The sequence below is a fragment of the Eudoraea sp. genome (assembly GCF_039969275.1).
Classification (GTDB): domain Bacteria; phylum Bacteroidota; class Bacteroidia; order Flavobacteriales; family Flavobacteriaceae; genus Eudoraea.
The window spans coordinates 41,461-67,806 of record NZ_JBDVOC010000010.1 but is presented as its reverse complement, the minus strand read 5'-3'; the positions used below and the strand labels follow the sequence as shown (position 1 = coordinate 67,806).

The following is a 26,346-nucleotide window of genomic DNA, read 5'->3' as shown; positions in this document are numbered from 1 at the left end:
CTGCAAAATTTAGTAGGCAAAGGTATTGCTTTTAATTTTTAACCAATCAATTACACCATAGCAACTAAACATAGTTTTTTGTTTTTTTTTAATTGCTAAATTCCGTCACAATTTTCGAGATAGTACTATTGAGCAACGGAATAATCGTCTTTTTCTATTGGTTCAAAACCCGGTTTTATTCCTACATTTACACATGCGCTATTTTGTCTTATTCATTACTTTATTTATAATTCATTCCTGCAAGAAACCTATTAACAGACCGGACTTTACAGAGGTTAGGGTCGAAGTTCTTTATGAGGATTCCTTAAGTATAAGAGCAATTGAACTAATGGGCGGTAGTTTAGGTTTTGCAGCTAATAAAGGTGTTTTTGGCACAATTGACCTGCAGACCAAAACGGTTAGGACCAACAGTCAAGAATACGATAGCATTTTACCCGAATTTAGGGCAATAGCACACACATCAACCGATTTTTTTATGCTCTCCGTTGCAAATCCTGCTCTGTTATATAAAACAGGAGAAAAGGGAAGTATGGAATTGGTTTACACAGAAGAAGGAGAGAATGTTTTTTATGATGCCATGACTTTTTGGAATGATAAAGAAGGTATAGCTATAGGGGATAATGTTGGAGGTTGTCTTTCTATTATTATAACCAGAGATGGTGGATATAGCTGGACAAAACTCTCTTGTGACAAATTACCTGAAGCGCTTGAAGGAGAGGGCGCTTTTGCTGCCAGTAATACCAATATTGTTCTTAAGGAAAATAAAGGCTGGATAGGAACAACTAAAGGACGCATTTTTTATACTGATGACAAGGGGTTATCATGGAACGTTGTACAAACCCCCATCCTTAGAGATAAACCTACACAAGGTATTTATTCGATGGATTTTTACGATAGCTCATTGGGAATAGCTATTGGAGGAGATTATACAGATCCCGATAAAAGCTTAGCTAATAAGGCGATTAGCCGTGATGGAGGTATGAGCTGGGAGCTACTTGCTAATAATCAAGAACCTGGATACAAGAGTTGCATCCAATTTGTTCCTAATTCTGAAGGCAAAGAGATTGTGGCTATTGGATTTACAGGAATATCATATTCCCAGGATATGGGGCTGAATTGGAAGGCTATTTCAAACGAAGGGTTCTACACTATACGATTCCAGAATGACTCAGTGGCCTATGCTGCAGGAAAAAATCGCATTGCCAAACTTACTTTTAAATAAAAAGGGAAGCATAAGTACTTCCCTTTTTAATCACCAACAACCTAACCACTTATCGTGGTAACCAAATCAAAACCAAACGAACTATACACTAACTACTATATAGTTACGCCCCTTTTTCTTATAAAAAACTCCATTATATGTATAATACTTCCTGCCTGCGCGAACAACGACTTTATTTCCTAAAGGAAGCTGTCTCACTTTAACTCCCACAGGAGCTGCACATACAACGTATTTTCTTCCTCTTGCTTTGTACCAGACACCTTTGGAAAAATGAAAATTTACTCCTTTGTGCACAACAAGTCTGGGCTGGTATACAGTTGTAACAACCGTACCTTGTCTAGGATATACCTTTACTGTGCGCTGAGCGGCTACTGTTGAAGTAGCACCAACTAATAAGACAATGATTACTAATAGTTTTAAACTTTTCATAACTTCTTTTTTATTGATTATATAGATAAGACTTTGAATTAAAGTAAAGGTTTAATTAAAGCTTATTTATTTTTTGATAAACTAGTAGTTGAAGTTTAGAATGAAAGTGTTTCATTTTTGATTTAATAAACAAAAAAGGAAACCAAAAGGTTTCCTCTATAATTCAATAAGCTCTGTTAATTTATCCTCCGCCCTGCCTCCTTTGCTGAATTTGTTTCAGCAGACGCCTCTTAAAATCTTCTTCGGCTTTAATTAAAAGAAAGGTTTTCTTAGGTGAAATAACCTCCCGAATATTTGATATGAAAATTATATTAAGCTCTTGTTTCTCTCGCTCAAGCTCAATAAGTTGATCTAAGAGTTTACTGGCCTCATTCTCGCTTAAGTTCTCAAAATCGGCCATTTTGCTTCTTATTTCTACACGTTCCTTTCTGCGAATTTGTGCTAGCGCTTCCTCATGCTCATTGTAAACGGGCCAAAACATTGTGGCCTCCTTACTGGTAAGACCCACCCTTTCTGTTATAAATGCAACCTTCAGGGATTTAATTTTGTCCATTCCGGGCCTTCCTTGTCCCGACACGCTTACAACTGTTAAAAACAGCATTATAAACACCCATATTTTGCTGAAATTATTCATCGATCTCCAAATTTAATTCATCAATATCATCAATGTTATCCTCAAGGTAATCTATGATGTTTTCATCATCGAGTTCACTATTCAGAATATCATTTACTTCCAATTCTTCTGTTAGTAGTACCTCCGCCAGTTCGTAACTGCTCATTCCCAGTTCGTTTTCCTCGAGGTAAATTTCAATGTCCGTTCTGGCCAGATCATCAAAAGTAAAACTACTTTTATCCCTCCATTGAATACTAAATACTAATAACAAAATTGCGGCTACAGAGGCTGCTGCATAAAAGTATTTTCTATAGGATCTGAGACTTATTACTTTTGATTCCTTTTCAGTTACTTTCTCTAGTACTTCTTTATTTAAATTATCAAAATAGCCTTCAGGAACTTTAAATCCGTCCTTATTAGGAAGACCCGAAGTTTCTTTTGACATTTTGTTCAAAAGATCATCCGTAAAGCCTTCAAAGTACCCCTTCGGGGTCTTAAATCCACTATTTTTTCTTTTTTCACCCATCCTTATGGTTTGACTCTCAATGTCATAAAAGGTTTAATTTAACAGGTCTTATATCATTTTACTTAATATTTTCTCAATTTACCTTAAACCTAAATATATTGAATAAACATTACTTTAATTATTCTTCCTTTAAACTGGCTTCAATTTTTTTAACTGCTAAGTGATAAGAAGCCTTTAAACCACCTACCGAAGTTTCTAATATCTCCGATATTTCCTCGTACTTTAATTCTTCAAAATACTTCATATTAAAAACCAATTTCTGTTTTTCTGGTAATAGAGCAATAGCCTTTTGTAATTTCAATTGTATTTCATCACCTTCAAAGTAAACATCTGCCTGTAAATTATTAGCCAATCTTTCCTGTAGTTCGTCATTGCTGACCCCTAATTTTTTGGACTTTACCTTAAGGAATGAAAGCGCTTCATTAGTAGCAATCCTGTACATCCAGGAATATAATTTACTATCTCCTTTAAAGTTATCAATATTTCTAAAAACCTTGATAAAAGCATTTTGCAATACATCATCTGTGTCGTCGTGATTGAGCACTATTCGCCTAATATGCCAGTAAAGCCGTTCTTTGTACGTGTTAATTAGCACCTCAAAGGCCTTGGCCTGGGTATCTTTCTGCTTTAAATTTTCTATTAAGGTTTCTTCGGCGATCAAAGCAAATACTTATTTATTTAAGACTGCGTTGAATTTAAAAGGTTTAATTACATTTTAAATTTATATTACACCCAGTGTTTGCATATCTACCAGGTTCTTATACATACCACTCGATTTTAGCAGTTCTTTATGGGACCCCTGTTCTACAATCTTGCCTTTCTGTAACACAACAATGGTATCCGCATTTTGTATGGTAGATAATCTGTGAGCGATAACAATAGAGGTGCGGTTACGCATCATTTTTTCGAGTGCATCTTGTACCAGCCGTTCGCTTTCAGTATCAAGGGCGGAAGTGGCCTCATCCATAATCATAACCGGAGGGTTCTTTAAAACGGCTCTGGCAATAGAAAGACGTTGTTTCTGCCCTCCACTTAGCTTATTACCACTATCACCGATACTTGTGTCATAGCCTCGTGGCAATTCCATTATAAAGTCGTGAGCGTTGGCAATTTTAGCAGCAGCCTTAATTTCTTCAATAGTGGCATTCTCTTTTCCAAGCCCAATATTATTCTTTACCGAATCATTAAATAGAATAGAGTCTTGCGTTACCAGCCCTATTAGATCTCTTAGTGATTTTTTAGTGAGGTCCTTAATATTCGCATTATCTATTTTAATTTCACCTTCATTGATATCATAAAATCTGGTAACCAGGTTAGCAATTGTACTTTTACCACTACCGGACTGGCCCACCAAAGCGACAGTGTTGCCTTTTGGAACATAAAGATTAAAATTAGACAAAACGTATTCATCTTCGTATTTGAAAGCTATATTTTCTAATGTTATCCCTGTATTAAAATCAGTTTTTACAATTGCATCTTTCTTTTCAGCGATGGGGTTTTTTGTTTCTAAAATTTCTAAAACTCGCTCGGCAGCCGCATTGCCTTTTTTGACCCCGTATAAGGCTTTGCTAATCTGTTTGGCCGGAGTAAGTATATTATACGCTAATCCCATATATGCTATAAATTCGGATGCGCCCAGAGTCTTATCTATAAGTACCATTTTTCCTCCAAACCATAAAAGGACACCAATTACAAGTATGCCCAAAAATTCACCAGTAGGGGATGCGAGATTTTGTCTGTTTAGTAATTTGTTAGAAAATTTAAAAAAGCGTTCCGTAGAACTTTTAAACGTCTCGTAGAATTTAGATTCTGCGTTAAATGCTTTTATAACCCTCAGTCCGCTTAAAGTTTCTTCAATTATTGAAAGGAATTCACCTTGTTCTTTTTGCACACTATCTGAACTCTTTTTAAGAGATTTTCCTATTCGGGAAATTATCATACCTGCAATTGGAATAAAAATAAAGACAAAGAGGGTAAGCTTCACGCTTATTAAAAACATGATAGTTATTGTGAAAATGATCGTAAGTGGTTCTCTAACTATCAGCTCCAGGATAGATAGAAAAGAATATTGAATTTCAAGAACATCAGACGATATTCGCGCCATAACATCGCCTTTTCTTTTCTCTGAATAATACGACAGGGGTAGGTCCACAATTTTTTGGTACATGCTGTTTCTTAAGTCTTTCAGGACACCATTCCTTAAAAATGTAATGAAATACATGGCCATATAATTAAATAGATTCTTAAGGAGAAAGAGAATCAGTACCAAACCAATGACCAAAACCAAGCCCTTCATCTCATCATCTCCCGAATAAGCAGTAACTCTATAATTTATATACTCCTGTAAATAGTCCTTTAAGTTTCCAAATCCACTATATGCAGGTGCCTGATACACTTTTTGGGTTTTGTCGAAAAGTACATCCAGCATCGGAATCAGGGCAGCAAAGGAAAGCGCACTAAAAAGCGCATAAAGAATATTAAAAAAAATATTTAAGAATCCGTACCTGCGATACGGGATGGCAAAACGCAGGATTTTTTTAAAATATTCCATTAACGAAGCTTCAGTTCTGTAAGAATCTTTTCTATGCGTGCATCCATTTCCTTATCTACTTTTTTAAAGTTTTCTGCAGAATCCAATCTGGTATTTATGCTAAAGTAAAATTTAATTTTTGGTTCTGTGCCACTGGGCCTGGCAGCCATTCTGGTTCCATCTTCGGTGGTATAGATTAAGACATTAGATTTCGGGATATCAATTTGTTTTACTTCACCAGTTAACAGGTTCTTAGAAGTAGAAGTGTTATAGTCATCAACGATAACCACATTTGCGCCTCCCATTGATTTTACCGGATTCTCTTTAAAATCTATCATCATTTGGCTTATCTCTTCTGCACCGCTCATTCCTTTTTTGGTTATTGATATCAGCTTTTCTTTGTAGAAACCATAATTAACATAACACTCAATCAGCTGATTATAAAAAGAGCTGCCATTAGCTTTGGCATCCGTAGCTATTTCACAGGCCAGTAAGGTGGCTGTAACCGCGTCCTTATCTCTTACAAAATCACCAACCATATAACCAAAGCTCTCTTCACCACCACCTATAAAATATTGATCGGGAAAATCTTTGATCATCTTCGCAATCCACTTAAATCCGGTTAAGGACGTTTTGCATTCCACTCCATAGCTTTTGGCCATTTCATCCATCATAGGGGTAGATACTATCGTAGTGGCTATAAACTCATTTCCGGTAAATCCTTGTTTTGCTCTCTGATCCAATAAAAATTTGGTCATCAGAAGCATGGTTTGATTTCCATTCAACAGTTCCATTTTTCCCTCAGGATTTCGGACTGCTATTCCTAATCTATCACTATCCGGATCTGTTCCTACGACCATATCGGCCCCAATTTCTTCTGCCTTTTTCATTGCCAGTGTAAGAGCCTCAGGTTCCTCTGGATTGGGTGATTTAACCGTAGGAAAATCGCCATCTGGGACAGCCTGTTCTTTTATAATGGTAACATTATTGTAGCCAGCTCGTTTCAGCACTTCGGGAATAACTGTAATTGAAGTTCCATGCAGAGATGTAAAGACAATTTTAAAATTGTCCTTCTCCTTAGCGCCAAAGCTTCCATTTTTTACAGATGCTTGTATAAAAGCCTCATCAACTTCGCTATCAATTAATTCAATCAGGCTAGAATTGGCATTAAAATTAATTTCTTCGTAGTTCAGCCGATTTATTTCTTCAATGATTTCATTATCCTGCGGAGGCACGATTTGTCCACCATCTGTCCAATAAACCTTATAACCGTTGTATTCAGGCGGATTATGTGATGCCGTCAAAACTATTCCGGCATTGCAGCCTAAATATCTAACCGCAAAGGAAAGTTCCGGAGTTGTCCGCAATTGGGAGAAAAGAAATACTTTTATTCCATTCGCCGAAAAAACATCGGCTACTGTCTTTGCCAGGGTATCACTGTTATGTCTGCAGTCATATGCAATTACTACTTTTAAGTCTTCACCAGGATAAACTCTTTTCAAATAGTTGCTGAGTCCCTGAGTACTTTTTCCTAAGGTATATTTGTTAATTCTATTGGTGCCAACTCCCATTATACCCCTCATACCTCCCGTACCAAATTCCATGTTTTTATAAAATCTGTCCTTCAGCTCTTCCGGATCATTGGCTATAAGATTCTGAATTTCTTTTTTGACCGAGGGATCAAAAAAGTCGGTTTGCCATGTTTTGGCATTGGAAATAATGTCGTCCATTTGCGCGGAATTTTCGATTGAAAATTTAAAATTACAAAGAATATCTGTTTTAAGGCCTTGAAAGATTTAATTCTTCAGAAATGGTATAGCGTTGCACATTTACTCTTGATCTAACCATTATTTCTCCGAGAAACCCAGCAAGAAAAAATTGCGTTCCAATGATCATTGAAGTAAGTGAAACATAAAATTGCGGTCGTTCAGACAGCAATCGCCCAAAGGGATTAATAAAAAGTTTATCAATTCCAAGATAAAGAGCAAAACCAAAACCAATAATAAACATCAGAACACCTAATGCCCCAAATAAGTGCATAGGACGTTTACCAAACTTGGAAACAAACCAGATAGTAATTAAATCTAATAATCCATTTATAAATCGCTCTGCTCCGAATTTTGTTTTTCCATATCTACGGGCTTGATGTTTTACAACTTTTTCACCTATATGGGAATAGCCTGCATTTTTAGCCAAAACTGGTATATATCGATGCATTTCTCCGGAGACTTCAATATTTTTAACGACATCGCTTCTGAATGCCTTCAGTCCACAATTAAAATCATGTAATTTTACTTTGGATGTAATTCTTGCAGCCCAATTAAAAAGTTTTGAAGGAATGTTCTTGGAGAACAAGGAATCATATCTTTTTTTCTTCCAGCCCGAAACCAGATCAAATCCTTCACTTGTAATTAGGTCATAAAGTTGTGGTATTTCCTCAGGATTATCCTGTAAATCTGCATCCATGGTGATAATCACATCACCCTGCGCCACTTTAAATCCTGCATGAAGTGCCTGAGATTTTCCGAAATTCTTATGAAAACGTATGCCTTTTACATTTTCATTCTTTTTCACTAACTGTTCAATTACTTTCCATGAATGGTCTGTACTGCCGTCGTCAATAAAAAGTATCTCGTATGAAAAATGATTGGATTGCATAACAGCTGCAATCCAATCATGGAGTTCTTCTAAAGACTCTTCTTCGTTAAGTAAAGGAATAACTATAGATAGGTTCATTGAGTTCTAAGGGAAATTCCTTCCAAAAGTACAATTTTTAATAATTAATAATCCGGTTTAGCTTTTTTCAGTATTAATCCTCCGATTAGCCCAATAATTAAACCAGCTATGATATTAAATATTAAAATAAAGGGATAAGTAATCCAGAAATAATTAATTGTCCCATCATATTGCTGTTGTATCTGTGCATCTGACATCTGACCCCCCGCTTCATTAGCCGCTTTTGTGGTTTCTGCAATTTTTACTGCAAACTCAGAGTCCAGTACATTAGATAAAAACAAGGTATAAATAACTGTTATAATTCCAGCAACTAAAGCTATTCCAGCTCCTAGTTTTAGGGCCTCACCTAAAGTTAAAAATCCTCCATTGGCCTTTCTAAAATTAAAAATCCCCCAAATAATGACCCCAACCATAATAAGTACACTTATAGCTGTATTACTAGGGTCCTGTGAATAATGGGCATCCATGCTATATAACATAATGCCAAAAACTACTCCGATTACTCCCAGGATTACTCCGTAGTTCAATGAAAACTTCCCGGTTTTAGGCTGATTTTCTTCCATTTTTATATAATTTTAGTGTTTAGGATAGTTAGTTGTAATTGTTTGGTTTTTGTTACATTTAAAGATACAATATTTTGAGTTTTCTTTTTTGGGAAATTAAAATTGTTGTTTCTGAGAAATTTAATTAAATTTGCACGCTGAAAACTGAAAATTCAGAAGTTTAAAAGAATATAAAATGAGAAAAGGTATACATCCGGATAATTACAGATTGGTAGCATTTAAGGACATGTCCAATGATGAGGTGTTTATCACCAAATCTACGGCAGATACAAAAGAGACTTTAGAAGTTGAGGGCGTGGAATACCCCTTAGTTAAATTAGAAATCTCAAGAACCTCGCATCCTTTCTATACCGGTAAGGCTAAGTTGGTAGATACGGCAGGTAGAATTGATAAATTTAAGAGTAAATATAAAAAGTTTAAAAAGGAGGCAAATCCTTCTGCACCGGAGGCTAAGGATACTAAGCCTGGTACCGAAGAAAAGTAGACTTTTTAAAATTTCAGATAAAGATGCGCCTCCGATTACTATCGGGGGCGTTATTTTTTTATTTTTATTTAAAATTTAAATAGATGAATTATATTCTCTTTGATGGCGAGGTCAGGAATTCGTTATTACCATTTACTTTTACCAGACCTGTCGCCGATATTAGAATCGGCATTTTTACAATTAGGGAAAAATGGGAGAAACACCTCAATACAACTATCAGTACGAAGACGGAAAAATATCTTTCTAAAAAGTATCCTTTAGTTAATGGCCCTGCTAATATTTTACTTAACGCATCTTTTTGTCCAACCGAAGAACTTGTCTCGATTATATCTAATTTAAAAAAGAACGAAGCGGTTTTTAAAGAAGATCTTGTAATTGCTTATTTCACTGAGGATGCCGAACAAGAAGTTAATATTTCCAATTTTAATATAATAAATTTTGAAGGGGACTTACTTAGGGTTGTAAATACCTGGGATATTTTTTCTAAAAATGGGATTGCTTTACAGCAGGACTTTGATATGATTACTAAGGGAAGGAAAAGCGCTCCAATATCTCCTACCAATCATTTAATCAATGCTGAGCATATTTTTCTTGAGGAAGGTGCCAAAGTGGAATACAGTATTTTGAATGCCAGTAATGGCCCTATATACTTGGGAAAGGACTCGGAAATAATGGAAGGAAACCTGATTCGCGGAGCATTTGCTTTATGTGAAAAGGCAGTTGTAAAAATGGGAGCAAAGATTTATGGTCCGACGACAGTTGGTCCTTATGGTAAAGTATGTGGAGAAATAAATAATTCAGTGATTTTTGGATATTCGAGCAAAGGACATGATGGTTATTTAGGAAACTCCGTTTTAGGAGAGTGGTGTAATATTGGGGCGGATTCCAACAATTCAAATTTGAAAAATAATTATGCAAAAGTGCGTTTGTGGAATTATGCCACCGAGCGATTTGAGCATACAGGGCTACAATTTTGCGGCCTTATGATGGGTGATCACAGCAAGACAGCTATTAATACAATGTTTAATACGGGAACCGTGATCGGAGTAAACGCAAATATCTACATTCCGGGTTTTCCAAGAAATTTTATACCCAGCTTTAGTTGGGGTGGGGCTTCCGGGTTTACTACCTATTTGCCTAAGAAGGCTTTTGAAGCTGCAGAGGTAATGATGGCTAGAAGAGGAGTTATTTTTGATGAACAGGAAGCAGATATCATGAACCATGTTTTTGAGTTGACAAAGAACTATCGGAATTACTAATCAAAAACCCTGTCATATTCAAAATACCCAATCTTAAACTCAATAAAAGTGCATAAGTGTTTTCTAAGCAACTATCGCCAGGATGTTTTGCCTTAAATTTTGATATCTTTGCGGTCTTTAATTTAGTTTCATAGTAATTTTATGAAGAAGAAAGTAGCGTTTTATACGCTGGGCTGTAAACTAAACTTTTCTGAAACTTCGACCATTGCAAGGAGTTTTGAGAACAAAGGATACGACCGTGTAGATTTCACGGATCGTGCAGATATGTATGTTATAAATACCTGTTCGGTAACAGAGAATGCTGATAAACGCTTTAAAACTATTGTAAGACAGGCACAAAAGATAAATCCCGAAGCTTTTGTTGCAGCCATTGGTTGTTATGCCCAACTAAAACCGCAAGACCTGGCAGATGTTCATGGCGTGGATCTGGTTTTAGGTGCCTCAGAAAAGTTTAAAATATTAGACTATATCAATGATCTTTCTAAAAATGATTTTGGTGTAGTTCATTCCTGTGAAATTGAAGAGGCGGATTTCTATGTTGACAGTTATGCTATTGGTGATAGAACCCGTGCTTTTTTGAAGGTCCAGGATGGATGCGATTATAAATGTACCTATTGCACTATCCCTATGGCCAGAGGTATTTCAAGAAGTGACACCCTTGTAAATGTATTGAAAAACGCAAAGGAGATATCAGAACAAGGCATAAAGGAGATTGTACTTACCGGGGTAAATATTGGGGATTATGGTAAAGGAGAATTCGGGAATAAAAAGCACGAGCATACTTTTTTTGACCTGGTAAAAGCTTTGGATAGGGTTGAAGGTGTTCACAGATTTCGAATATCTTCTATAGAACCCAACCTATTGAAAAATGAAACCATCGATTTCGTTGCAGGCAGTAATACTTTCGTACCTCATTTTCACATCCCTTTGCAGAGTGGGAGCGATGAACTTCTTAAACAAATGAAAAGGCGTTATCTCACGGATCTCTATGTAGATAGGGTGAAAAGAATCAGGAAAGTGATGCCTCATGCGTGCATTGGTGTAGATGTTATAGTGGGGTTCCCCGGTGAAACGGATAAACACTTTTTGGAAACATATAATTTTTTAAACGAGTTAGAAATCTCCTATTTGCATGTTTTTACATATTCAGAACGAGATGGAACTGCGGCAGCAAGTATGTCACAGGTAGTGCCAAAAAATGTCAGAAGTAAGCGCAGTAAAATGTTACGGGGCCTGTCTGTTAAAAAAAGGAGGTCATTTTATGAGAGCCAACTTGGTAATAAAAGAACTGTATTGTTTGAAAGTGAGAATAAGGAAGGTTATATCCATGGATTCACCGATAATTACATAAAAGTAAAAACACCTTGGAATCCTGAATTAGTAAATACTTTACACGAAGTAACTCTTACTGATATCTATGATGACGGATTAGTGCAAATAAATTTTGTGCTAAATGAAGTCCGGGTATAAAAAAACCCCCAGAAAGGAGGTTTGTAAATTTTCAAATCCGGATACCTACCGGAAGCATTTCCTTATATTGTCTGTTCTTTCGTAAAAAACCTGCAATTTGAGGACTTGTTGGAACCACTCTGAGGTTTTGTTCCTGTATGTGATTCAAAACCGACTTAATAAATTCTTCTTTAAACCCTTCTTGAGATATTTCCTCAGGAATAACCAATTTGGTTAAAAAAACTTTTCTTTCCTGCGAAGAGTATTCAATCTTGGCAAGATGACCATCAACTTTAGTTTCAAATTGACGTAAGAAACTATTATCCTTAATTGCTACTTCATTCATATAGTATGATTTAAAATGGTTTCAGATAAAAAAATTACGATCTTGCATTAATCGTAATTATCTATATTGTCGGCCGATGTTTAATTCTTCAATTGGGAGTTGGGAATTTAACAATCAGCGCACAAAATTAAAAAAAAAATTGCTAATTTCCTAGTAAAATCAATAGTTTAGATAAAATGAGCAACACTAAAATTCCAGTTTATTTCATGCCGGGAATGGCCGCAAGCTCTGCTATTTTTAAAAACATTGAATTACCAAAAGACAGATTTGAAATACATTTATTAGAGTGGTTTGTTCCGGAATACGGAGTTACTTTTGAAGCTTATGCAGCTGCAATGTGCAGGCAAATCAGACATAAGAGGTCAGTGCTTATAGGAGTATCTCTAGGGGGACTCCTTGTGCAGGAAATGGCAAAACTTGTAGAAGTAGAAAAAGTAATTATCATTTCGAGCATCAAACAAAAATCAGAATTACCTAAACGCCTGCTATTTGCTAAATACACCAAAATCCACAAATTGCTGCCAACCGGATTGGTAAATAATGTTGAGCTTTTAGTTAAATATGCTTTTGGGGAGATGGTTACAAAACGTCTGAAATTATATGAGGAATACCTGGCTGTACGTGATAAATACTACATTGATTGGTGTATAGATCAAATAGTTCATTGGGATCAAAGTGGTTATGATTCAAATTTAATTCATATCCATGGAGAAAATGATGCGGTTTTTCCCATTCAACACATTAAGAATTGTCATGTAGTTCCAAATGGAACACATACTATGATTATTCATAGATATAAATGGTTCAATGAACGATTGCCCACAATTATTTTGGAATAAAGGAGTTGTATTTAATACCTTTGATAGGTCACTAAATTATAAAATATGAGATTGATTAAGAATATGTTGATGATTTTAGGGGTTGTCTTTGTAATAAGCACCTTAATCTTTGCCGTACAACAAGGGGATAATTTTGGTGATGAATATCAGGAGAAAGACATTGAAATAAAGGACAAAAATGTTTCAAGTGAATATCGAATTTCAGCTATTGAAATTCCAGCGGATTTAAATTTTGCTAACGAAATAGTACCTCAGGAAGATCCTGAAATAATGGAACGTGTAGACAGAGAATTTTTGGTAAATACCTATTGGCAGTCAAATGCTCTGCTGTTGATGAAACGCGCACATAAATATTTTCCCGTAATTGAGCCTATACTTTCTAAAAATGGTATTCCAGATGATTTCAAATATTTGGCAGTTGCTGAGAGTGGCTTACAAAATGTGGTGTCCCATGCCGGAGCTACAGGGTTTTGGCAAATAATGAAGGCCACTGGCCGTGAATATGGGCTGGAAATAAATGGTAATGTTGATGAGCGGTATCACCTGGAAAAGTCTACGGAAGTTGCATGTAGATATTTGCAGAAATACAAAGAAAAATATGGTAGCTGGACCCTTGCTGCCGCTGCCTACAATGCCGGTCCGGGTTCTATAAACAAGTATATGGGTATACAGAAAGCTAATGATTATTATGATTTGCTATTAGGAGAGGAAACGGGCCGCTATGTTTTTCGGATACTGGCCATTAAGGAAATACTCAGTAATCCGGAAAAATACGGATTTGACATAGAAAGTGATGACCTTTATAATGCAGTACCAACATTTAATGTGGTGGTAGAAGAACCAGTACAAAATTTTGCGGATTTCGCTCAACAATATGAAATCAACTACAAAATTCTTAAACGCCATAATCCCTGGTTAAGGGAACCTCATCTTAATAATGCTTCCGGTAAAACCTATACTTTAGAAATTCCTAATAAGGGGTATTATAAAGTATCAAGGTGAGCCTTTAAATTTTCTTCATTTGCTGCTGCATCATTTTTATCTGATCAGTAAGCATGTTATTCTTATCAAGCTTTTTGGCTTCCTGAAGGAGTGTAGTAGCTTCTCTTTTCCGTCTTTTTTGCATCGCAATACCAGCCAGACTAAGTTTAGCCATGGCGACATCATAGTCCATATTTAAACCCAATTTTAGTGCTTTCCTAAAATATTTTTCCGCCTGAGTAAGATTCTTTTGGGAAAAGATAATACCGTATAAGTAATTGTAATAACCTTGTTGTTTTTTGGTAAGAGAAGATTCAGGATTCTTTATTTTCTGTAGCCATTTTTCTGTTCCTTGCATATCCTGTTTACGCATCCTAAGGAATGCCAGAAGAATAAATTCATTCCTGAAATAAAGAAATACAAAAATTGATGCAAGTAAAATAAGAAAAATACCGTTTCCAATATTGCCCTCTATGAATTGGTAGACAGCATATGCAATGATAAGACCTGCTATAACCAGTTTAATATTCTTGTTAAACATATTTAGTTTTCTATTAATTCGTAAATAATTGTGGATTTTATTATTGTTGGGATTTCCTGATCACTCATCTGTGTCATAGTTGTAAATCCTTCAGCTAATCCATGGACCGTCATTTTTTTTACAAAACCAGTCGTGATGTCTGTTATTACAGATGAGTTCTGAGTACCATTCAGTTGCATTGTTGAAGAAGGTTCAACTACATCCATTACCACCAGGGCTTTCCCCTCTATATTGGCACTGGCCTCCGTAATCTCATTTAGGGTCCATGTGTTTTGAGCCTGAAGTTTACCCGCATATTCATTTTTCCAGCTATCACCTACCTCGATAGGAGTGACAGGGTATATGAATGTCAGTTGTTTGTAACTATCGGAAAGCGCTTCTGAGCCAAATTCTTTTTCCAGAGATTTTTTCATCATGTTTAATGAAAATTCATCTTCTAAACCAGAGGCATTTGCCATTTTTGATACTAGGCTATCACCGCCATTTACTTCTAAAATATCTCCTGTTCTGGCTAAAATTATGTGTATGGGAACATCTAGCAGACTATTAAAGATTTTAGATTGCGCATCATCTTCTTGAAAATTTTTGGCGTTTATGTTAATCAATTCTCCCTGAATACTGGATATCATTTTTAAGTTCAGGTCTTTAAACATGACGTCTATATTAAAAGTATTATTATTTTCACCCTTAACTCTAAATTCCATTATCCCCTGAAGCGTATTAGTTATTTCATGGGTAGCTCCGTCTATTTCCTGAGTTATAATTTGATTTGCGTCTTGCTTAATTGTAAAAACATCACCCAAGGATAGGTTGTATTGCATCATCGATTGCCCAAATAACGTTGTATTAATGAGCAGATAAATCAGTAAAAATGATAACTTTTTCAACTTTTAACGCAAGAATTTTTAAGTTCCCGCAAAAGTACTAAAACTATCCGAAATATTTTTTTAATTCCATTTGCCAAAGCAAAAACTCTTCGTATATTTGCCCGCAGATTTTGGGAAACCAAAGTAAAAAAAGCAGTAATGAAAAGAACATATCAGCCATCCAAGCGCAAGAGAAGAAATAAACATGGTTTTAGGGAGCGCATGGCTTCAGTAAGCGGACGTAAAGTTCTTTCGAGAAGAAGAGCTAAAGGAAGAAAAAAACTTAGTGTATCTTCAGAGCCGAGACATAAAAAATAATGATTGAATTTTTTAAAATACTTAGGTGTTACTTTTTAAAAGTAGCACCTTTTTTTTATCCAATACCTAATAAAAAGAGCTAAATAATAAGGAAATGCCAAAACGTAAAGACTTAAAATCAATACTAATAATAGGATCCGGACCAATAATAATAGGACAGGCGTGTGAATTTGATTATTCTGGTTCACAAGCGCTGCGTTCATTAAAAGAAGATGGTATTGAGACTGTCCTGATAAATAGTAATCCCGCTACTATTATGACAGATCCTTCTATGGCAGATCATATTTATCTTCTTCCACTTACCACCAAGTCTATTATTCATATATTAAAACAGCATCCGAATATTGACGCGGTCTTACCAACAATGGGGGGACAAACTGCTCTGAATTTGTGTATTGAGGCTGGAGACAAAGGTATTTGGGATGACTTTGGTATTGAAATTATTGGTGTTGATATAGACGCCATAAATATAACTGAAGACCGTGAGAAATTCCGCGAGTTAATGCTCAAAATAGGTATTGGAATGGCACCCCAATCTACTGCAACTTCCTTTCTTGAGGGAAAGGAGATTGCCCAAGAATTTGGTTTTCCTCTCGTAATCAGAGCATCATATACACTTGGCGGTGCCGGGGCTTCAATAGTATATAAACCAGAGGATTTTGATGATCTTTTAAGTATAGGGCTTGAAGTATCACCTATACATGAGGTCATGATAGACAAGGCTCTCATGGGATGGAAGGAGTATGAACTGGAGTTACTTCGCGATAATAATGATAATGTAGTCATTATTTGTACCATTGAAAATATGGACCCAATGGGTATCCATACAGGAGACTCTATTACAGTGGCACCTGCCATGACCTTATCTGACCGCACTTTTCAAAGAATGCGTGATATGGCAATACACATGATGAGAAGTATTGGAGATTTTGCCGGAGGATGTAATGTTCAATTTGCAGTCAGTCCTGATGAAAAAGAAGATATTATTGCCATAGAAATCAACCCAAGGGTATCCAGATCATCTGCCCTGGCTTCAAAAGCCACAGGTTATCCTATTGCGAAGATTGCAGCTAAATTGGCTATAGGTTACTCTTTGGATGAATTGGAAAATCAGATAACCAAATCTACCTCCGCATTATTTGAGCCAACACTTGATTATGTAATTGTTAAAATACCCCGATGGAATTTTGATAAGTTTGAAGGGTCAGACAGAACCCTTGGTCTCCAGATGAAATCTGTTGGAGAAGTTATGGGAATAGGACGATCTTTTCAGGAAGCCCTGCACAAAGCTACTCAGTCTCTTGAAATTAAACGAAATGGCCTGGGAGCTGATGGGAAAGGATATAAAAATTATGACCAGATTATAAGTAAACTAACTGTTCCCAGCTGGGACAGGGTTTTTGTAATTTATGATGCCATACAACTGGGGATTCCTCTTAGCAGAATACACGAAATCACAAAAATAGATATGTGGTTCTTAAAACAATATGAAGAATTGAATCTGCTGGAAAAAGAAATATCTAAATATACCATTGAAAGCCTGCCTAGGGAATTGTTGCTCGAAGGCAAACAGAAGGGTTTTGCAGATAGACAAATTGCGCATATGCTCGACTGCTATGAGAGTGAAGTGCATAAGAAAAGAATAGCACTAAAGATTAACCGGGTTTACAAATTGGTAGATACATGTGCTGCTGAATTTAAGGCAATGACACCTTATTATTATTCTACTTTTGAAGAGGAAATTGAAACCCCTGAGGGGGAGAGGTTTGTGTCCAATGACAGCATCGTAACAGATCGAAAAAAAATTGTTGTTCTTGGTTCAGGACCCAACAGGATAGGTCAGGGGATTGAATTTGACTATTGCTGTGTGCATGGAGTGCTTGCAGCTGCGGAATGCGGTTATGAAACTATCATGATTAATTGTAACCCGGAAACCGTATCTACAGACTTTGATACTGCAGATAAATTATATTTTGAACCGGTTTTTTGGGAGCATATCTACGACATTATCAGACATGAAGATCCAGAGGGTGTAATTGTTCAATTAGGCGGACAGACCGCTCTTAAATTAGCAGAAAAGTTAGATAAATACGGGATTAAAATAATAGGAACCAGTTTCGAGTCTTTAGACCTTGCCGAAGACAGGGGAAGCTTTTCAAAATTATTGCAGGCTAATAATATTCCTTATCCAGAATTTGGAGTTGCAGAAAGTGCAGAAGAAGCTTTGGATTTAGCAGATGAACTTGATTTTCCACTACTGGTAAGACCTTCCTATGTGCTGGGTGGACAGGGAATGAAAATAGTAATCAATAAGGAAGAATTGGAAGAGCACGTAGTAGATCTGCTGCGAAAAATACCTAACAATAAGCTTTTACTGGATCATTATTTGGATGGTGCCATAGAGGCCGAGGCCGATGCCATATGTGATGGAAAAGAGGTATATATAATTGGCATTATGGAACATATTGAACCATGCGGGATACATTCAGGGGATTCTAATGCTACCCTACCTCCATTCAACCTGGGCGAATTTGTAATGCAACAAATTAAGGACCATACAAAAAAAATCGCTCTTGCCCTTAATACAGTTGGTTTAATCAATATTCAGTTCGCTATAAAGGATGACATGGTATATATCATTGAGGCCAATCCAAGAGCATCCCGAACGGTACCTTTCATAGCTAAGGCATATGGAGAACCTTATGTTAATTATGCGACAAAGGTAATGTTGGGGGAAAAGAAGGTAAGTGATTTTACCTTTAATCCCAAGCTGGAGGGCTTTGCAATAAAACAACCTGTTTTTTCATTTAATAAATTTCCGAATGTGAATAAAAACCTTGGGCCCGAAATGAAAAGCACCGGTGAAAGTATCTTGTTTATAGATAATTTGAAGGATGATGAGTTCTACGAACTGTATTCTAAACGAAAGATGTATTTGAGCAAATAAGTTGAAAGAACAGGATTCTCAAATCAGAATGAATTTGATATTTATGGATTTTCTCGCTTTGTGACTATGCTCCTTTTATGAATGGCATAGGCCTTAGAAGGGTTAACTGAAATTAGAAGATTAATTTCATCCTCGGTAAATCCTTTGGACCTTAAGAGTGGGAGTAGTGTTTTGAAGATGGGTGTATAGGGTTGAATGTTTTGAGATTTTTTCTGTGGATCATACCATCCAGCATCGTGTGATATCAGAATTTGATCTAAAAAACCATTTCTTTTGGCATATACCAGTTTTTCAATATGTTTGTCCATCTCCCAGGCTAAACCATCAAAGCTTATCCAACAACCTGTTTCTGCTGCTTTTTGATAGCTTGTTTCTTCTTCTTCAGCTTGTGCATGGACCCAAATAAAAGCTTTTGGCGATACTCCCTGTTCAGAAAGAATCTCCAATTGTGGCCATAGAGCAAGTGCCTTTCCTGTATGTGAGGCAATTGTCAAACCACTTTTTAGGTGGCACAGGGCTGCAGCTTTAACTAACTTCTCGTGCATCGGGCTTAGTGATTCTGCGTTGTCTACGCTTATTTTAATAAAACCCGGTTTCATGGTGGTGCCATCAATTCCTTGTTCAAATTCCTCCAGCCATTGCTGTGCTAATTCTTCAGCAGTATTTTTCCTGGCAATGTCTGGGATAAACTTGTTGTTTTGAGCCCCATAAAGTCCGGTATTCGTAATAATTCTTATACCGGTCTTATCTGCAAGTTCCTTTAATAGGTGTATATCCCGACCCAGATATTGCGGGGTGGCATCGACAAAGTATTTCACATGAAAGTTCTTAAGTTCTAACAGAAAAGGGAGTACCTGTTTTGAAACATCTATCTTATTCCAGGAACTGGAATTAATACTATCTGCCCCAATAAAATCGACCAATATGTGTTCATGTGATAACCAAATTTCTCCGGGTTTTACCGCGTGCATACCAGTGATATCCTGAATGTATGCAGGCTCGGTTTGGGCAATTCCACACCAAACTATTAGGAAGAATATATATGTGGCAAGGAATTTCATTAGTTTAAGTTTTATCTGAGAGCTAAATGTGTTAAAATTTTCATGACGTATTTACACTATGTTATTTTTTATTCAATTATAAAACTATAAGTTATACTGGTTAATTATATTATCTTTTTGTAAAGTTATAGAATGGTTTTTTCTGTTATCATCTACTCCTTGCATCTATAAAAAAGGGATTAAGTTTTGACTAAATTAACTCCAATCCGTATGAAATATTCCTTCACGGTCTGTTCTTTCGTAAGTATGAGAACCGAAATGATCGCGTTGCGCCTGAAGCAGATTTAAAGGAAGTCTTCCTGAAGTATAGGCATCAAAGTAAGAAAGGGCGCTAAACAAACCGGGCATGGGGATTCCTTGATTAGCGGCATAGGCTACAATTTCTCTAGCTGCCGGAAGAGATGAAGTAATCTTCTCCTTAAAAACAGGGGAGAGGAGTAGGTTTTGTAATTCCATGTCGACATCAAAGGCTTCTGAAATATCTTCCAATAGACCCGCTCTTATAATGCAACCTGCTCTCCATATTTTAGCTATGGTGTTAAGTTTTAAATTATAATCGTATTCCTTAGAAGCATCTGCCAACTGGTGGAGACCCTGAGTATAGGTAATTATAAAGGCAAAAAATAGCGCAGCCTCTGTTTTTTCTTCTAATTCCTTTTTATTCTTTAAAATAGATTCAGGTTTACTAAACATAGTATTGGCCTTAATTCTATCTTCCTTTAAAGCAGATAATTCTCTCATACTTACTGCCATATCTATTGTAGGGACGGGAATTCCTAAATCCATAGCATTCTGTGAAGTCCATTTCCCGGTTCCTTTTTGTTTGGCTTTATCTAAAATTTTATCTACTAAATGGCCCTCACCCAAATTATCTTCTTTCTTAAATATTTCAGCTGTTATCTCTATTAAAAAGGACTGCAATCTGCCGTTATTCCATTTTGTAAATATTTCATGAAGTTCATTATTGGAAACAGTTGCCCCTTTCTTTAGGAGATCATAGGCTTCTGTAATTAATTGCATTAGCCCATATTCAATGCCATTATGAACCATTTTCACATAATTACCTGCTGATTTTGGACCTAAATAGGCTACACAAGGTTCTCCCTTAAATTTAGCAGCAACTGCTTCAAATATAGGCTGCACCTGGGCATAAGCTTCTTGTGAGCCACCAGGCATAATACTTGGTCCTTTTCTGGCTCCTTTAGCACCACCGGAAACTCCTGCTCCAAAGAAATGGATTCCCTTGTTTTTTAAATACTCTTCTCGGCGATCTGTATCTGTAAAAAACGAGTTTCCTCCGTCAATTATAATATCATCTGGTGATAAATAGGGCAGCAAACTTTCAATCACAGCATCCACAATCTTTCCTGCAGGCACCAGTAACATAATTTTGCGAGGTAGTGAGAGGGCATCAACAAAAGAACTAATATCACCAGACGCATTTACCCTGCCTTTATCTCCCCCTTCTTTTATTAACGCACTCACCTTTTCGGGATCAAGGTCATAACCAAAAGCTTTATAATCGTTGTCTGCGACATTTAAAATAAAATTGCGACCCATAACACCAAGGCCCACCAGTCCAAAATCATATGTATTATTTTCCATAATTATGGTTTTATATGTTTATTCGACCTGGGATGGCTACCTTAAATTTCTTCTTATGGAGAAGTAAATAAATTTTATCTTAGCCAAAGGCGAGATTCAAAAATAATTTAAAATATCCAATTTAGGGTCTCTTTGTATTTTCTCTCAAAATATAAAACTAAATAATTAACTTAACTGTCTATGAATAAAGTAGAAAATCAAATACTGATAATTTTTGGTGCTTCCGGCGATCTTACTGCAAGAAAGCTTATTCCGGCATTGTTTGATCTTTATAAGGGAAACCATCTGGCCGAAAACTTTGTCGTTTTAGGAACCAGCAGAAGTGTTTTAAGTGATCAGGAATTTAGGGAGAAGGTTGTCACTAAAAGCAAGTATTTAAAGGAAATGTTTAACGGACATGACGAAGCTTATATTCAGGCCTTTGCCAATAAGATCTTTTATACTGATATTGGAAAGGATTACGATTCAGACTACAGCAAATTAAAAGAACGTATCTCCTCACTAAACGAAAAGCATGGTACGGAAAACAATTTTATGTTCTATTTGTCGACTCCTCCAAATATTTATGAGACCATTGCAATGAATCTCGCTGAACAAGAATTGGCTGACGAGTCACAGGGCTGGAAAAGAATTATCGTAGAAAAACCATTTGGTTACAGTTATGAAACCGCTAAAAACCTAAATAGTGGGCTTCAAAAGTACTTTAATGAACCCCAGATTTATAGGATAGATCACTACCTGGGTAAAGAAACAGTTCAAAACCTTTTGATAACCAGATTTGCAAACAGCATATTTGAACCTTTGTGGAACAGAAATTATATTCATCATGTGGAGATAACTAATGCGGAAACGGTGGGAGTGGAAAAAAGAGGTGGTTATTATGATAAATCGGGTGCATTACGGGATATGTTCCAGAATCACCTTTTGCAAATTATATCATTGGTAGTGATGGAACCACCTATTGATGATAAAGCCGAAGAAATAAGGAATGAGAAAGTAAAGGCCCTGAAGTCTCTGAGGATTATGAGAGATGAGGAAACGCTCTTTAAAAATACTATCAAAGGCCAATATTTGGCTTCGGAAATAATGGGTGAAACGGTACCAGGCTATAGAGAAGAAGAAGGAGTGGATCCTGAATCTACTACAGAAACGTATGCGGCATTAAAATTTTACATCGATAACTGGCGATGGAAAGATGTGCCTTTTTATGTGAGAACTGCAAAAAGAATGCCTACAAAAGTTACCGAAGTAGTAATACATTTTAAATCGCCTCATCATCATATTTTTAGTGAATCAGGTATTATTGATAAAGACAATAAATTGATTATACGAATACAACCAGATGAAGGTATTTTAATAAAATTCGGGGTTAAAGTTCCGGGGCAGGGTTTTAAGGTAGAGCGAGCGAATCTAGAATTTTACTATTCCGGCTTAGCAGAGACAAACGTAATGAGTGCCTATGAACGACTCTTATTGGATGCTATGCAGGGAGATCCAACCTTATATGCACGGGCAGATGAAGTGGAAGCGGCCTGGGAGTTTGTGGACCCAATTTTAGAATACTGGAAGAACGGGAAAGACGTTAGAACCTATGGCTATTCCTCCGGAGTCTGGGGCCCTCAAAATGCCGACGAACTTTTTGAAGGTCTGTATAGTTGGCGGAATCCGGGGGAAAACCTTGCAGATGATCCTGGTTTCTGCGTAATATGTTAAGTTTAGAGGATGGAAGTCAATATAACGGGATCAAAAAAGCAAACGGCGAGGTCGTTTTCAGAAAATCTTGCTAGTCTTATAGCCAAAAATAATATTTTGCATATTGCCCTGTCCGGGGGGAGCACTCCGAAGGAGGTTTTTAAGGAACTGGCAGTACATTTTAAAAATGAGATAGATTGGTCTAAAGTTCAATTCTACTGGGGTGATGAACGTTGTGTTCCACCTGATGATGAGGAAAGCAACTATAAAATGGCCAATGAATATCTATTTTCAAAATTAGAATTTCCTTTGGGAAACATACATCGAATTAAGGGGGAGAATGAACCAGTAGAAGAAGCCAAAAGATATGCAGATCTTTTAGAGAAAAACCTTCCCAACGTTGGAACGCAACCACAATTTGATCTTGTCATCCTTGGCCTTGGAGATGACGGACATACGGCTTCAATATTTCCAAACCAGATCAATTTATGGAATTCTAAGGCGTACTGTGAGGTTGCAGAGCATCCTGAATCTGGGCAGAAACGAGTTACTCTAACAGGGAATATTATAAATAATGCAAAAGAGGTAGTTTTTTTAGTAACAGGTGAAAATAAGGCGCAAAAAGTATTTGAGATAATTGAGAGGAAGGGAAACTATAGTGCCTACCCTGCTTCTCTTGTTGAACCTATTTCAGGCAGGTTAAACTGGTTTTTGGATACAGAAGCAGCAAAATTACTTGAATGAAGTTGATTTTTGAACTCAACTGAAGCTAAGAACAAGCCTTTATTAAGAAATTAGTTATTAAAATGGGGTGATTTTTCCAGTTTGACCTCCGTAATGAAATATTTTGTATCACCCCACCAGGAGAACGTAGTATAACGTTCCTCGTAATTCAGTTTAACATAGGCTCCCTGATATTCTTTCAGCTTATCAATTACATCCTTCCTTTTACTGGACACGGAAAATTTAAATATCTGAGCACCTGTAATGCCCTGACTTAGTTCTCCTTCCCATGTTTTCATAACAACGCCTTTGTGACTAATTTTTATTAATTCTCCGGATCGGACACCTTCACTATAGGGCACATAATAGACAAAAGCAAAGTAAGAGACAACAGCCAAAATTATAACAGTAACCGCGATGAATAAATATTTTTTCATGCGTACTAATTTAGTTTTTCATCAAAATCATCTTGCTGGGCTCTTTCAAGATATTTATCCGGTAGAGATTTTTTCGCTTTAGCCCCCATTTTTTTAAGTTTTTCTATGCTTGTTATAATATTCCCGCGACCTTCTACCAATTTATTCATAGCGCCCTTATACTCAATCTTTGCCTCATCCATTTTTTTACCTACTTTGGTTAAATCTGATATAAATCCTTCAAATTTATCATATAATGCACCAGCCTGCCTGGCTATTTCAATGGCATTTCTTTGCTGCTTCTCATTATTCCACATGCTATCAATAGTTCGAAGTGTTGCCAATAAGGTTGAAGGTGTGACAATTACAATATTTTGCTCAAATGCTTTATTATAAATAGAGTTATCATTGTTAATTGCGATTGCAAAAGCAGGTTCTATAGGAACAAACATCAGAACAAAATCCGGGCTTTCCATTTCATAAAGATCTTCGTATTTTTTTGAAGATAACTGATCAACATGGTTCTTTATAGAGCTTATATGTTCTTTTAAATATTTTTCCTGAAATTCTTCCTCCACATTAATATAACGTTCATATGCAGTAAGAGACACCTTAGAATCTACAACCATTTTTTTACCATCAGGGAGGTTAATTATTACGTCGGGCAATACCCTGCTGCCATCTTCCCTGGTAAAACTTTGCTGAACTGAATATTCCCTGTCTTTTTCAAGACCTGATTTTTCAAGGACCCTTTCCAGTACTAATTCTCCCCAATTTCCTTGCATTTTGCTATCCCCCTTTAATGCTTTTGTCAGGTTTTCTGCTTCCTGGGTAATTTTTAAATTTTGGCTTTGCAGGTTTAATAATTGTTCTTTAAGAGAGGAATGGATACTGATGTTTTCTTTTTGACTCTTCTCAACTTTGTCTTCAAAGGTTTTAATTTTTTCCTTTAAGGGATTAAGAATATTTTCAATATTTTCTTTATTCTGCTTGGTAAATTTCTCAGACTTTACATCTAATATTTTATTCGCCAAATTTTCAAATTCTTTGGTAAACTTTTCCTGAAGTTTTTCTACCTCTGCCTTCTGTTCTGTATTTTTTTGCTGCAGGTTGTCCATTTCGGCTTCATATCGACTGATCTGAATTCCTAATCGTTCCTTTTGCGATCTCAATTCACTAGTTTCTTCAATACCTAATGCTAACCTTTTTTCCATTTCTGTGAGGTTATTCCTGAGTTGTTGCTCACGTTCGAGAAGGGTGCTGTGACTCGATTTTGTTTTAAGATTTTGGATGTAGTTACCTAAAAAATAACCGGCCACCAAAAAAACCAAGGCAAGGATGCTATAAACCAAATAGGCTTCCATAGATTATTGATTTTGTAAGGTAAAGATAAAGGATTAACATTAAATTTTCTGAAGTATTAAAGCTTACTTATTAATCTTAAATGAACCTGATTCCGGGTTAAAGGTAATGGTGTCTTTGGGGAATAAATCCTCAAAGCTTTTGCTCTCAATAAGTTCACAGGGAGCGCCAAAATTATTATTGTCCTTATTCATAATAAATATTTTATCACAAAGCTGAATAGCAAGGTCTATTTCGTGGGTGGTATAAAGAACAACCTTATTAGTATCATGAGCAATTCTTTGTAATAGTTTTAATATGTGCACTTTATGGTAGAGATCCAGATGAGTGGTAGGCTCATCCAAAAGAATAATTTCGGTATCCTGGGCTAATGCCCTGGCTATCATGACTTTTTGTAGTTGCCCGTCACTAAGTTCGTAACATTTATTATGTCGTAAACTCTCTAACTCTAAAATTTCTATAGCCTTTAGGATTTTTGATTGATCATCAGTAGATAAAGTCCCAATCCAGTTGGTATAAGGATGTCTTCCTAAACTTATAAGTTGTGATACTGTCAGGTTTTTTGACGCAATTGGCTCTGTAAGAACTACACTGACAAGGGTGGCGAGTTCATCTGACCTTAAAGATTCAATGGGCTTATTGTTTATCATTACTGAACCGGACAATTTGGGCTGTACTCGTCCCAAAGTTCGCAATAGTGTAGACTTGCCAATACCGTTTATGCCAACAATTGCCCCGAGTTCACCCTTGGTCAGTCCAAAACTAATATGGTCAGCTACATCCGTTTGCTTTCTACCAGAAGTATACCCAATGGCCAACTTTTTAGCCTCTAAGATGA

Annotated in this window: 26 protein-coding genes; 10 read left to right on the top strand and 16 right to left on the bottom strand. The window is 36.4% G+C overall.

The genetic code is table 11. From position 1 onward, the window contains the following. Positions 1-193 precede the first annotated feature (193 nt). Entirely contained in the window at positions 194-1,222 is a 1,029-nt protein-coding gene (locus ABJH90_RS08225) for an oxidoreductase (RefSeq protein WP_348138214.1), read from the top strand. A gap of 81 nt (positions 1,223-1,303) precedes the next feature. Here ABJH90_RS08225 and ABJH90_RS08220 read toward each other — a convergent pair whose 3' ends face one another. From ABJH90_RS08220 to ABJH90_RS08185, 8 genes are all read right to left on the bottom strand, one after another. Continuing rightward, a complete protein-coding gene (locus ABJH90_RS08220; RefSeq protein ID WP_348138212.1) occupies positions 1,304-1,651 on the bottom strand; it encodes a DUF6515 family protein in 348 nt (115 codons plus the stop codon). Positions 1,652-1,832: 181 nt separating this feature from the next. Beyond that, positions 1,833-2,285 (bottom strand): hypothetical protein, encoded by a 453-nt coding sequence (locus ABJH90_RS08215; RefSeq protein WP_348138210.1) that lies wholly within the window; start codon positions 2,283-2,285, stop codon positions 1,833-1,835. After that, entirely contained in the window at positions 2,278-2,790 is a 513-nt protein-coding gene (locus tag ABJH90_RS08210; protein WP_348138208.1) for a hypothetical protein, read from the bottom strand. Before ABJH90_RS08210 ends, ABJH90_RS08215 begins: the two co-directional genes overlap by 8 nt. A 118-nt stretch (positions 2,791-2,908) precedes the next feature. Further along, a complete protein-coding gene (locus tag ABJH90_RS08205; RefSeq protein WP_348138206.1) occupies positions 2,909-3,451 on the bottom strand; it encodes an RNA polymerase sigma factor in 543 nt (180 codons plus the stop codon). Positions 3,452-3,511: 60 nt separating this feature from the next. Further along, the gene (locus ABJH90_RS08200; protein WP_348138204.1) at positions 3,512-5,341 is read right to left on the bottom strand and encodes an ABC transporter ATP-binding protein; all 1,830 of its coding nucleotides are present in this window, start codon (positions 5,339-5,341) and stop codon (positions 3,512-3,514) included. Continuing rightward, the gene (locus tag ABJH90_RS08195) at positions 5,341-7,050 is read right to left on the bottom strand and encodes a phospho-sugar mutase (protein WP_348138202.1); all 1,710 of its coding nucleotides are present in this window, start codon (positions 7,048-7,050) and stop codon (positions 5,341-5,343) included. The genes ABJH90_RS08200 and ABJH90_RS08195 overlap by 1 nt, the downstream gene beginning before the upstream one ends. Before the next feature lie 49 nt (positions 7,051-7,099). Then, positions 7,100-8,056: a glycosyltransferase family 2 protein gene (locus tag ABJH90_RS08190; RefSeq protein ID WP_348138200.1), complete on the bottom strand. Its 957-nt coding sequence runs from the start codon at positions 8,054-8,056 to the stop codon at positions 7,100-7,102. Between the two features lie 44 nt (positions 8,057-8,100). Beyond that, positions 8,101-8,619: a DUF4199 domain-containing protein gene (locus ABJH90_RS08185; RefSeq protein WP_348138198.1), complete on the bottom strand. Its 519-nt coding sequence runs from the start codon at positions 8,617-8,619 to the stop codon at positions 8,101-8,103. A gap of 175 nt (positions 8,620-8,794) precedes the next feature. On the opposite strand from ABJH90_RS08185, the gene ABJH90_RS08180 reads away from it, so the two are divergent. From ABJH90_RS08180 to mtaB, 3 genes are all read left to right on the top strand, one after another. Next, the gene (locus tag ABJH90_RS08180; protein ID WP_348138196.1) at positions 8,795-9,103 is read left to right on the top strand and encodes a type B 50S ribosomal protein L31; all 309 of its coding nucleotides are present in this window, start codon (positions 8,795-8,797) and stop codon (positions 9,101-9,103) included. A gap of 83 nt (positions 9,104-9,186) precedes the next feature. Further along, the gene (locus ABJH90_RS08175) at positions 9,187-10,362 is read left to right on the top strand and encodes a GlmU family protein (RefSeq protein ID WP_348138194.1); all 1,176 of its coding nucleotides are present in this window, start codon (positions 9,187-9,189) and stop codon (positions 10,360-10,362) included. Between the two features lie 141 nt (positions 10,363-10,503). Then, positions 10,504-11,832 carry a tRNA (N(6)-L-threonylcarbamoyladenosine(37)-C(2))-methylthiotransferase MtaB gene (gene mtaB, locus ABJH90_RS08170; RefSeq protein WP_348138192.1) on the top strand — a complete coding sequence of 443 codons (1,329 nt, stop codon included), beginning with the start codon at positions 10,504-10,506 and terminating at the stop codon, positions 11,830-11,832. A 31-nt stretch (positions 11,833-11,863) separates the two neighbouring features. Here the strand turns inward: mtaB and ABJH90_RS08165 are convergent, their stop codons facing one another. After that, on the bottom strand, positions 11,864-12,157 hold the full coding sequence (locus ABJH90_RS08165; protein ID WP_348138190.1) for a GNAT family N-acetyltransferase: 294 nt from the start codon (positions 12,155-12,157) through the stop codon (positions 11,864-11,866). A 176-nt stretch (positions 12,158-12,333) separates the two neighbouring features. On the opposite strand from ABJH90_RS08165, the gene ABJH90_RS08160 reads away from it, so the two are divergent. Beyond that, the gene (locus tag ABJH90_RS08160) at positions 12,334-12,996 is read left to right on the top strand and encodes an alpha/beta hydrolase (protein ID WP_348138188.1); all 663 of its coding nucleotides are present in this window, start codon (positions 12,334-12,336) and stop codon (positions 12,994-12,996) included. Between the two features lie 45 nt (positions 12,997-13,041). Then, positions 13,042-13,998 (top strand): lytic transglycosylase domain-containing protein, encoded by a 957-nt coding sequence (locus ABJH90_RS08155; RefSeq protein ID WP_348138186.1) that lies wholly within the window; start codon positions 13,042-13,044, stop codon positions 13,996-13,998. 4 nt (positions 13,999-14,002) lie between these two features. Here the strand turns inward: ABJH90_RS08155 and ABJH90_RS08150 are convergent, their stop codons facing one another. Together ABJH90_RS08150 and ABJH90_RS08145 are read right to left on the bottom strand one after the other, a co-directional pair. After that, positions 14,003-14,518 carry a DUF2892 domain-containing protein gene (locus ABJH90_RS08150; RefSeq protein ID WP_348138184.1) on the bottom strand — a complete coding sequence of 172 codons (516 nt, stop codon included), beginning with the start codon at positions 14,516-14,518 and terminating at the stop codon, positions 14,003-14,005. 2 nt (positions 14,519-14,520) lie between these two features. Next, positions 14,521-15,405 carry a DUF6263 family protein gene (locus tag ABJH90_RS08145; RefSeq protein ID WP_348138182.1) on the bottom strand — a complete coding sequence of 295 codons (885 nt, stop codon included), beginning with the start codon at positions 15,403-15,405 and terminating at the stop codon, positions 14,521-14,523. 138 nt (positions 15,406-15,543) lie between these two features. Between ABJH90_RS08145 and rpmH the strand changes: the two genes are divergently transcribed. Further along, positions 15,544-15,702 carry a 50S ribosomal protein L34 gene (gene rpmH, locus ABJH90_RS08140; RefSeq protein ID WP_297702715.1) on the top strand — a complete coding sequence of 53 codons (159 nt, stop codon included), beginning with the start codon at positions 15,544-15,546 and terminating at the stop codon, positions 15,700-15,702. 94 nt (positions 15,703-15,796) lie between these two features. Then, positions 15,797-18,649 carry a carbamoyl-phosphate synthase large subunit gene (gene carB / locus ABJH90_RS08135; protein WP_348138179.1) on the top strand — a complete coding sequence of 951 codons (2,853 nt, stop codon included), beginning with the start codon at positions 15,797-15,799 and terminating at the stop codon, positions 18,647-18,649. A 41-nt stretch (positions 18,650-18,690) separates the two neighbouring features. Here carB and ABJH90_RS08130 read toward each other — a convergent pair whose 3' ends face one another. After that, positions 18,691-19,710, bottom strand: a complete 1,020-nt coding sequence (locus ABJH90_RS08130) for a phosphotriesterase (protein ID WP_348138177.1) — start codon at positions 19,708-19,710, stop codon at positions 18,691-18,693. Between the two features lie 195 nt (positions 19,711-19,905). Continuing rightward, the gene (gene gndA / locus ABJH90_RS08125) at positions 19,906-21,315 is read right to left on the bottom strand and encodes an NADP-dependent phosphogluconate dehydrogenase (protein ID WP_348138175.1); all 1,410 of its coding nucleotides are present in this window, start codon (positions 21,313-21,315) and stop codon (positions 19,906-19,908) included. 180 nt (positions 21,316-21,495) lie between these two features. Here gndA and zwf point away from each other — a divergent pair, with 180 nt between their 5' ends. Together zwf and pgl are read left to right on the top strand one after the other, a co-directional pair. Further along, a complete protein-coding gene (zwf, locus tag ABJH90_RS08120; RefSeq protein WP_348138173.1) occupies positions 21,496-23,028 on the top strand; it encodes a glucose-6-phosphate dehydrogenase in 1,533 nt (510 codons plus the stop codon). A gap of 9 nt (positions 23,029-23,037) precedes the next feature. Then, the gene (gene pgl / locus ABJH90_RS08115) at positions 23,038-23,751 is read left to right on the top strand and encodes a 6-phosphogluconolactonase (protein WP_348138171.1); all 714 of its coding nucleotides are present in this window, start codon (positions 23,038-23,040) and stop codon (positions 23,749-23,751) included. Between the two features lie 50 nt (positions 23,752-23,801). On the opposite strand, the gene ABJH90_RS08110 is transcribed toward pgl, so the two are convergent. The 3 genes from ABJH90_RS08110 to ABJH90_RS08100 form a co-directional block, all read right to left on the bottom strand. Beyond that, a complete protein-coding gene (locus tag ABJH90_RS08110) occupies positions 23,802-24,167 on the bottom strand; it encodes a 6-phosphogluconate dehydrogenase (RefSeq protein ID WP_348138169.1) in 366 nt (121 codons plus the stop codon). A gap of 5 nt (positions 24,168-24,172) precedes the next feature. Beyond that, positions 24,173-25,510: a DNA recombination protein RmuC gene (gene rmuC / locus ABJH90_RS08105; protein ID WP_348138167.1), complete on the bottom strand. Its 1,338-nt coding sequence runs from the start codon at positions 25,508-25,510 to the stop codon at positions 24,173-24,175. Positions 25,511-25,573: 63 nt separating this feature from the next. After that, complete coding sequence (locus ABJH90_RS08100) at positions 25,574-26,326, bottom strand: ABC transporter ATP-binding protein (protein ID WP_348138165.1); 753 nt, start codon at positions 26,324-26,326, stop codon at positions 25,574-25,576. Positions 26,327-26,346 lie beyond the last annotated feature (20 nt).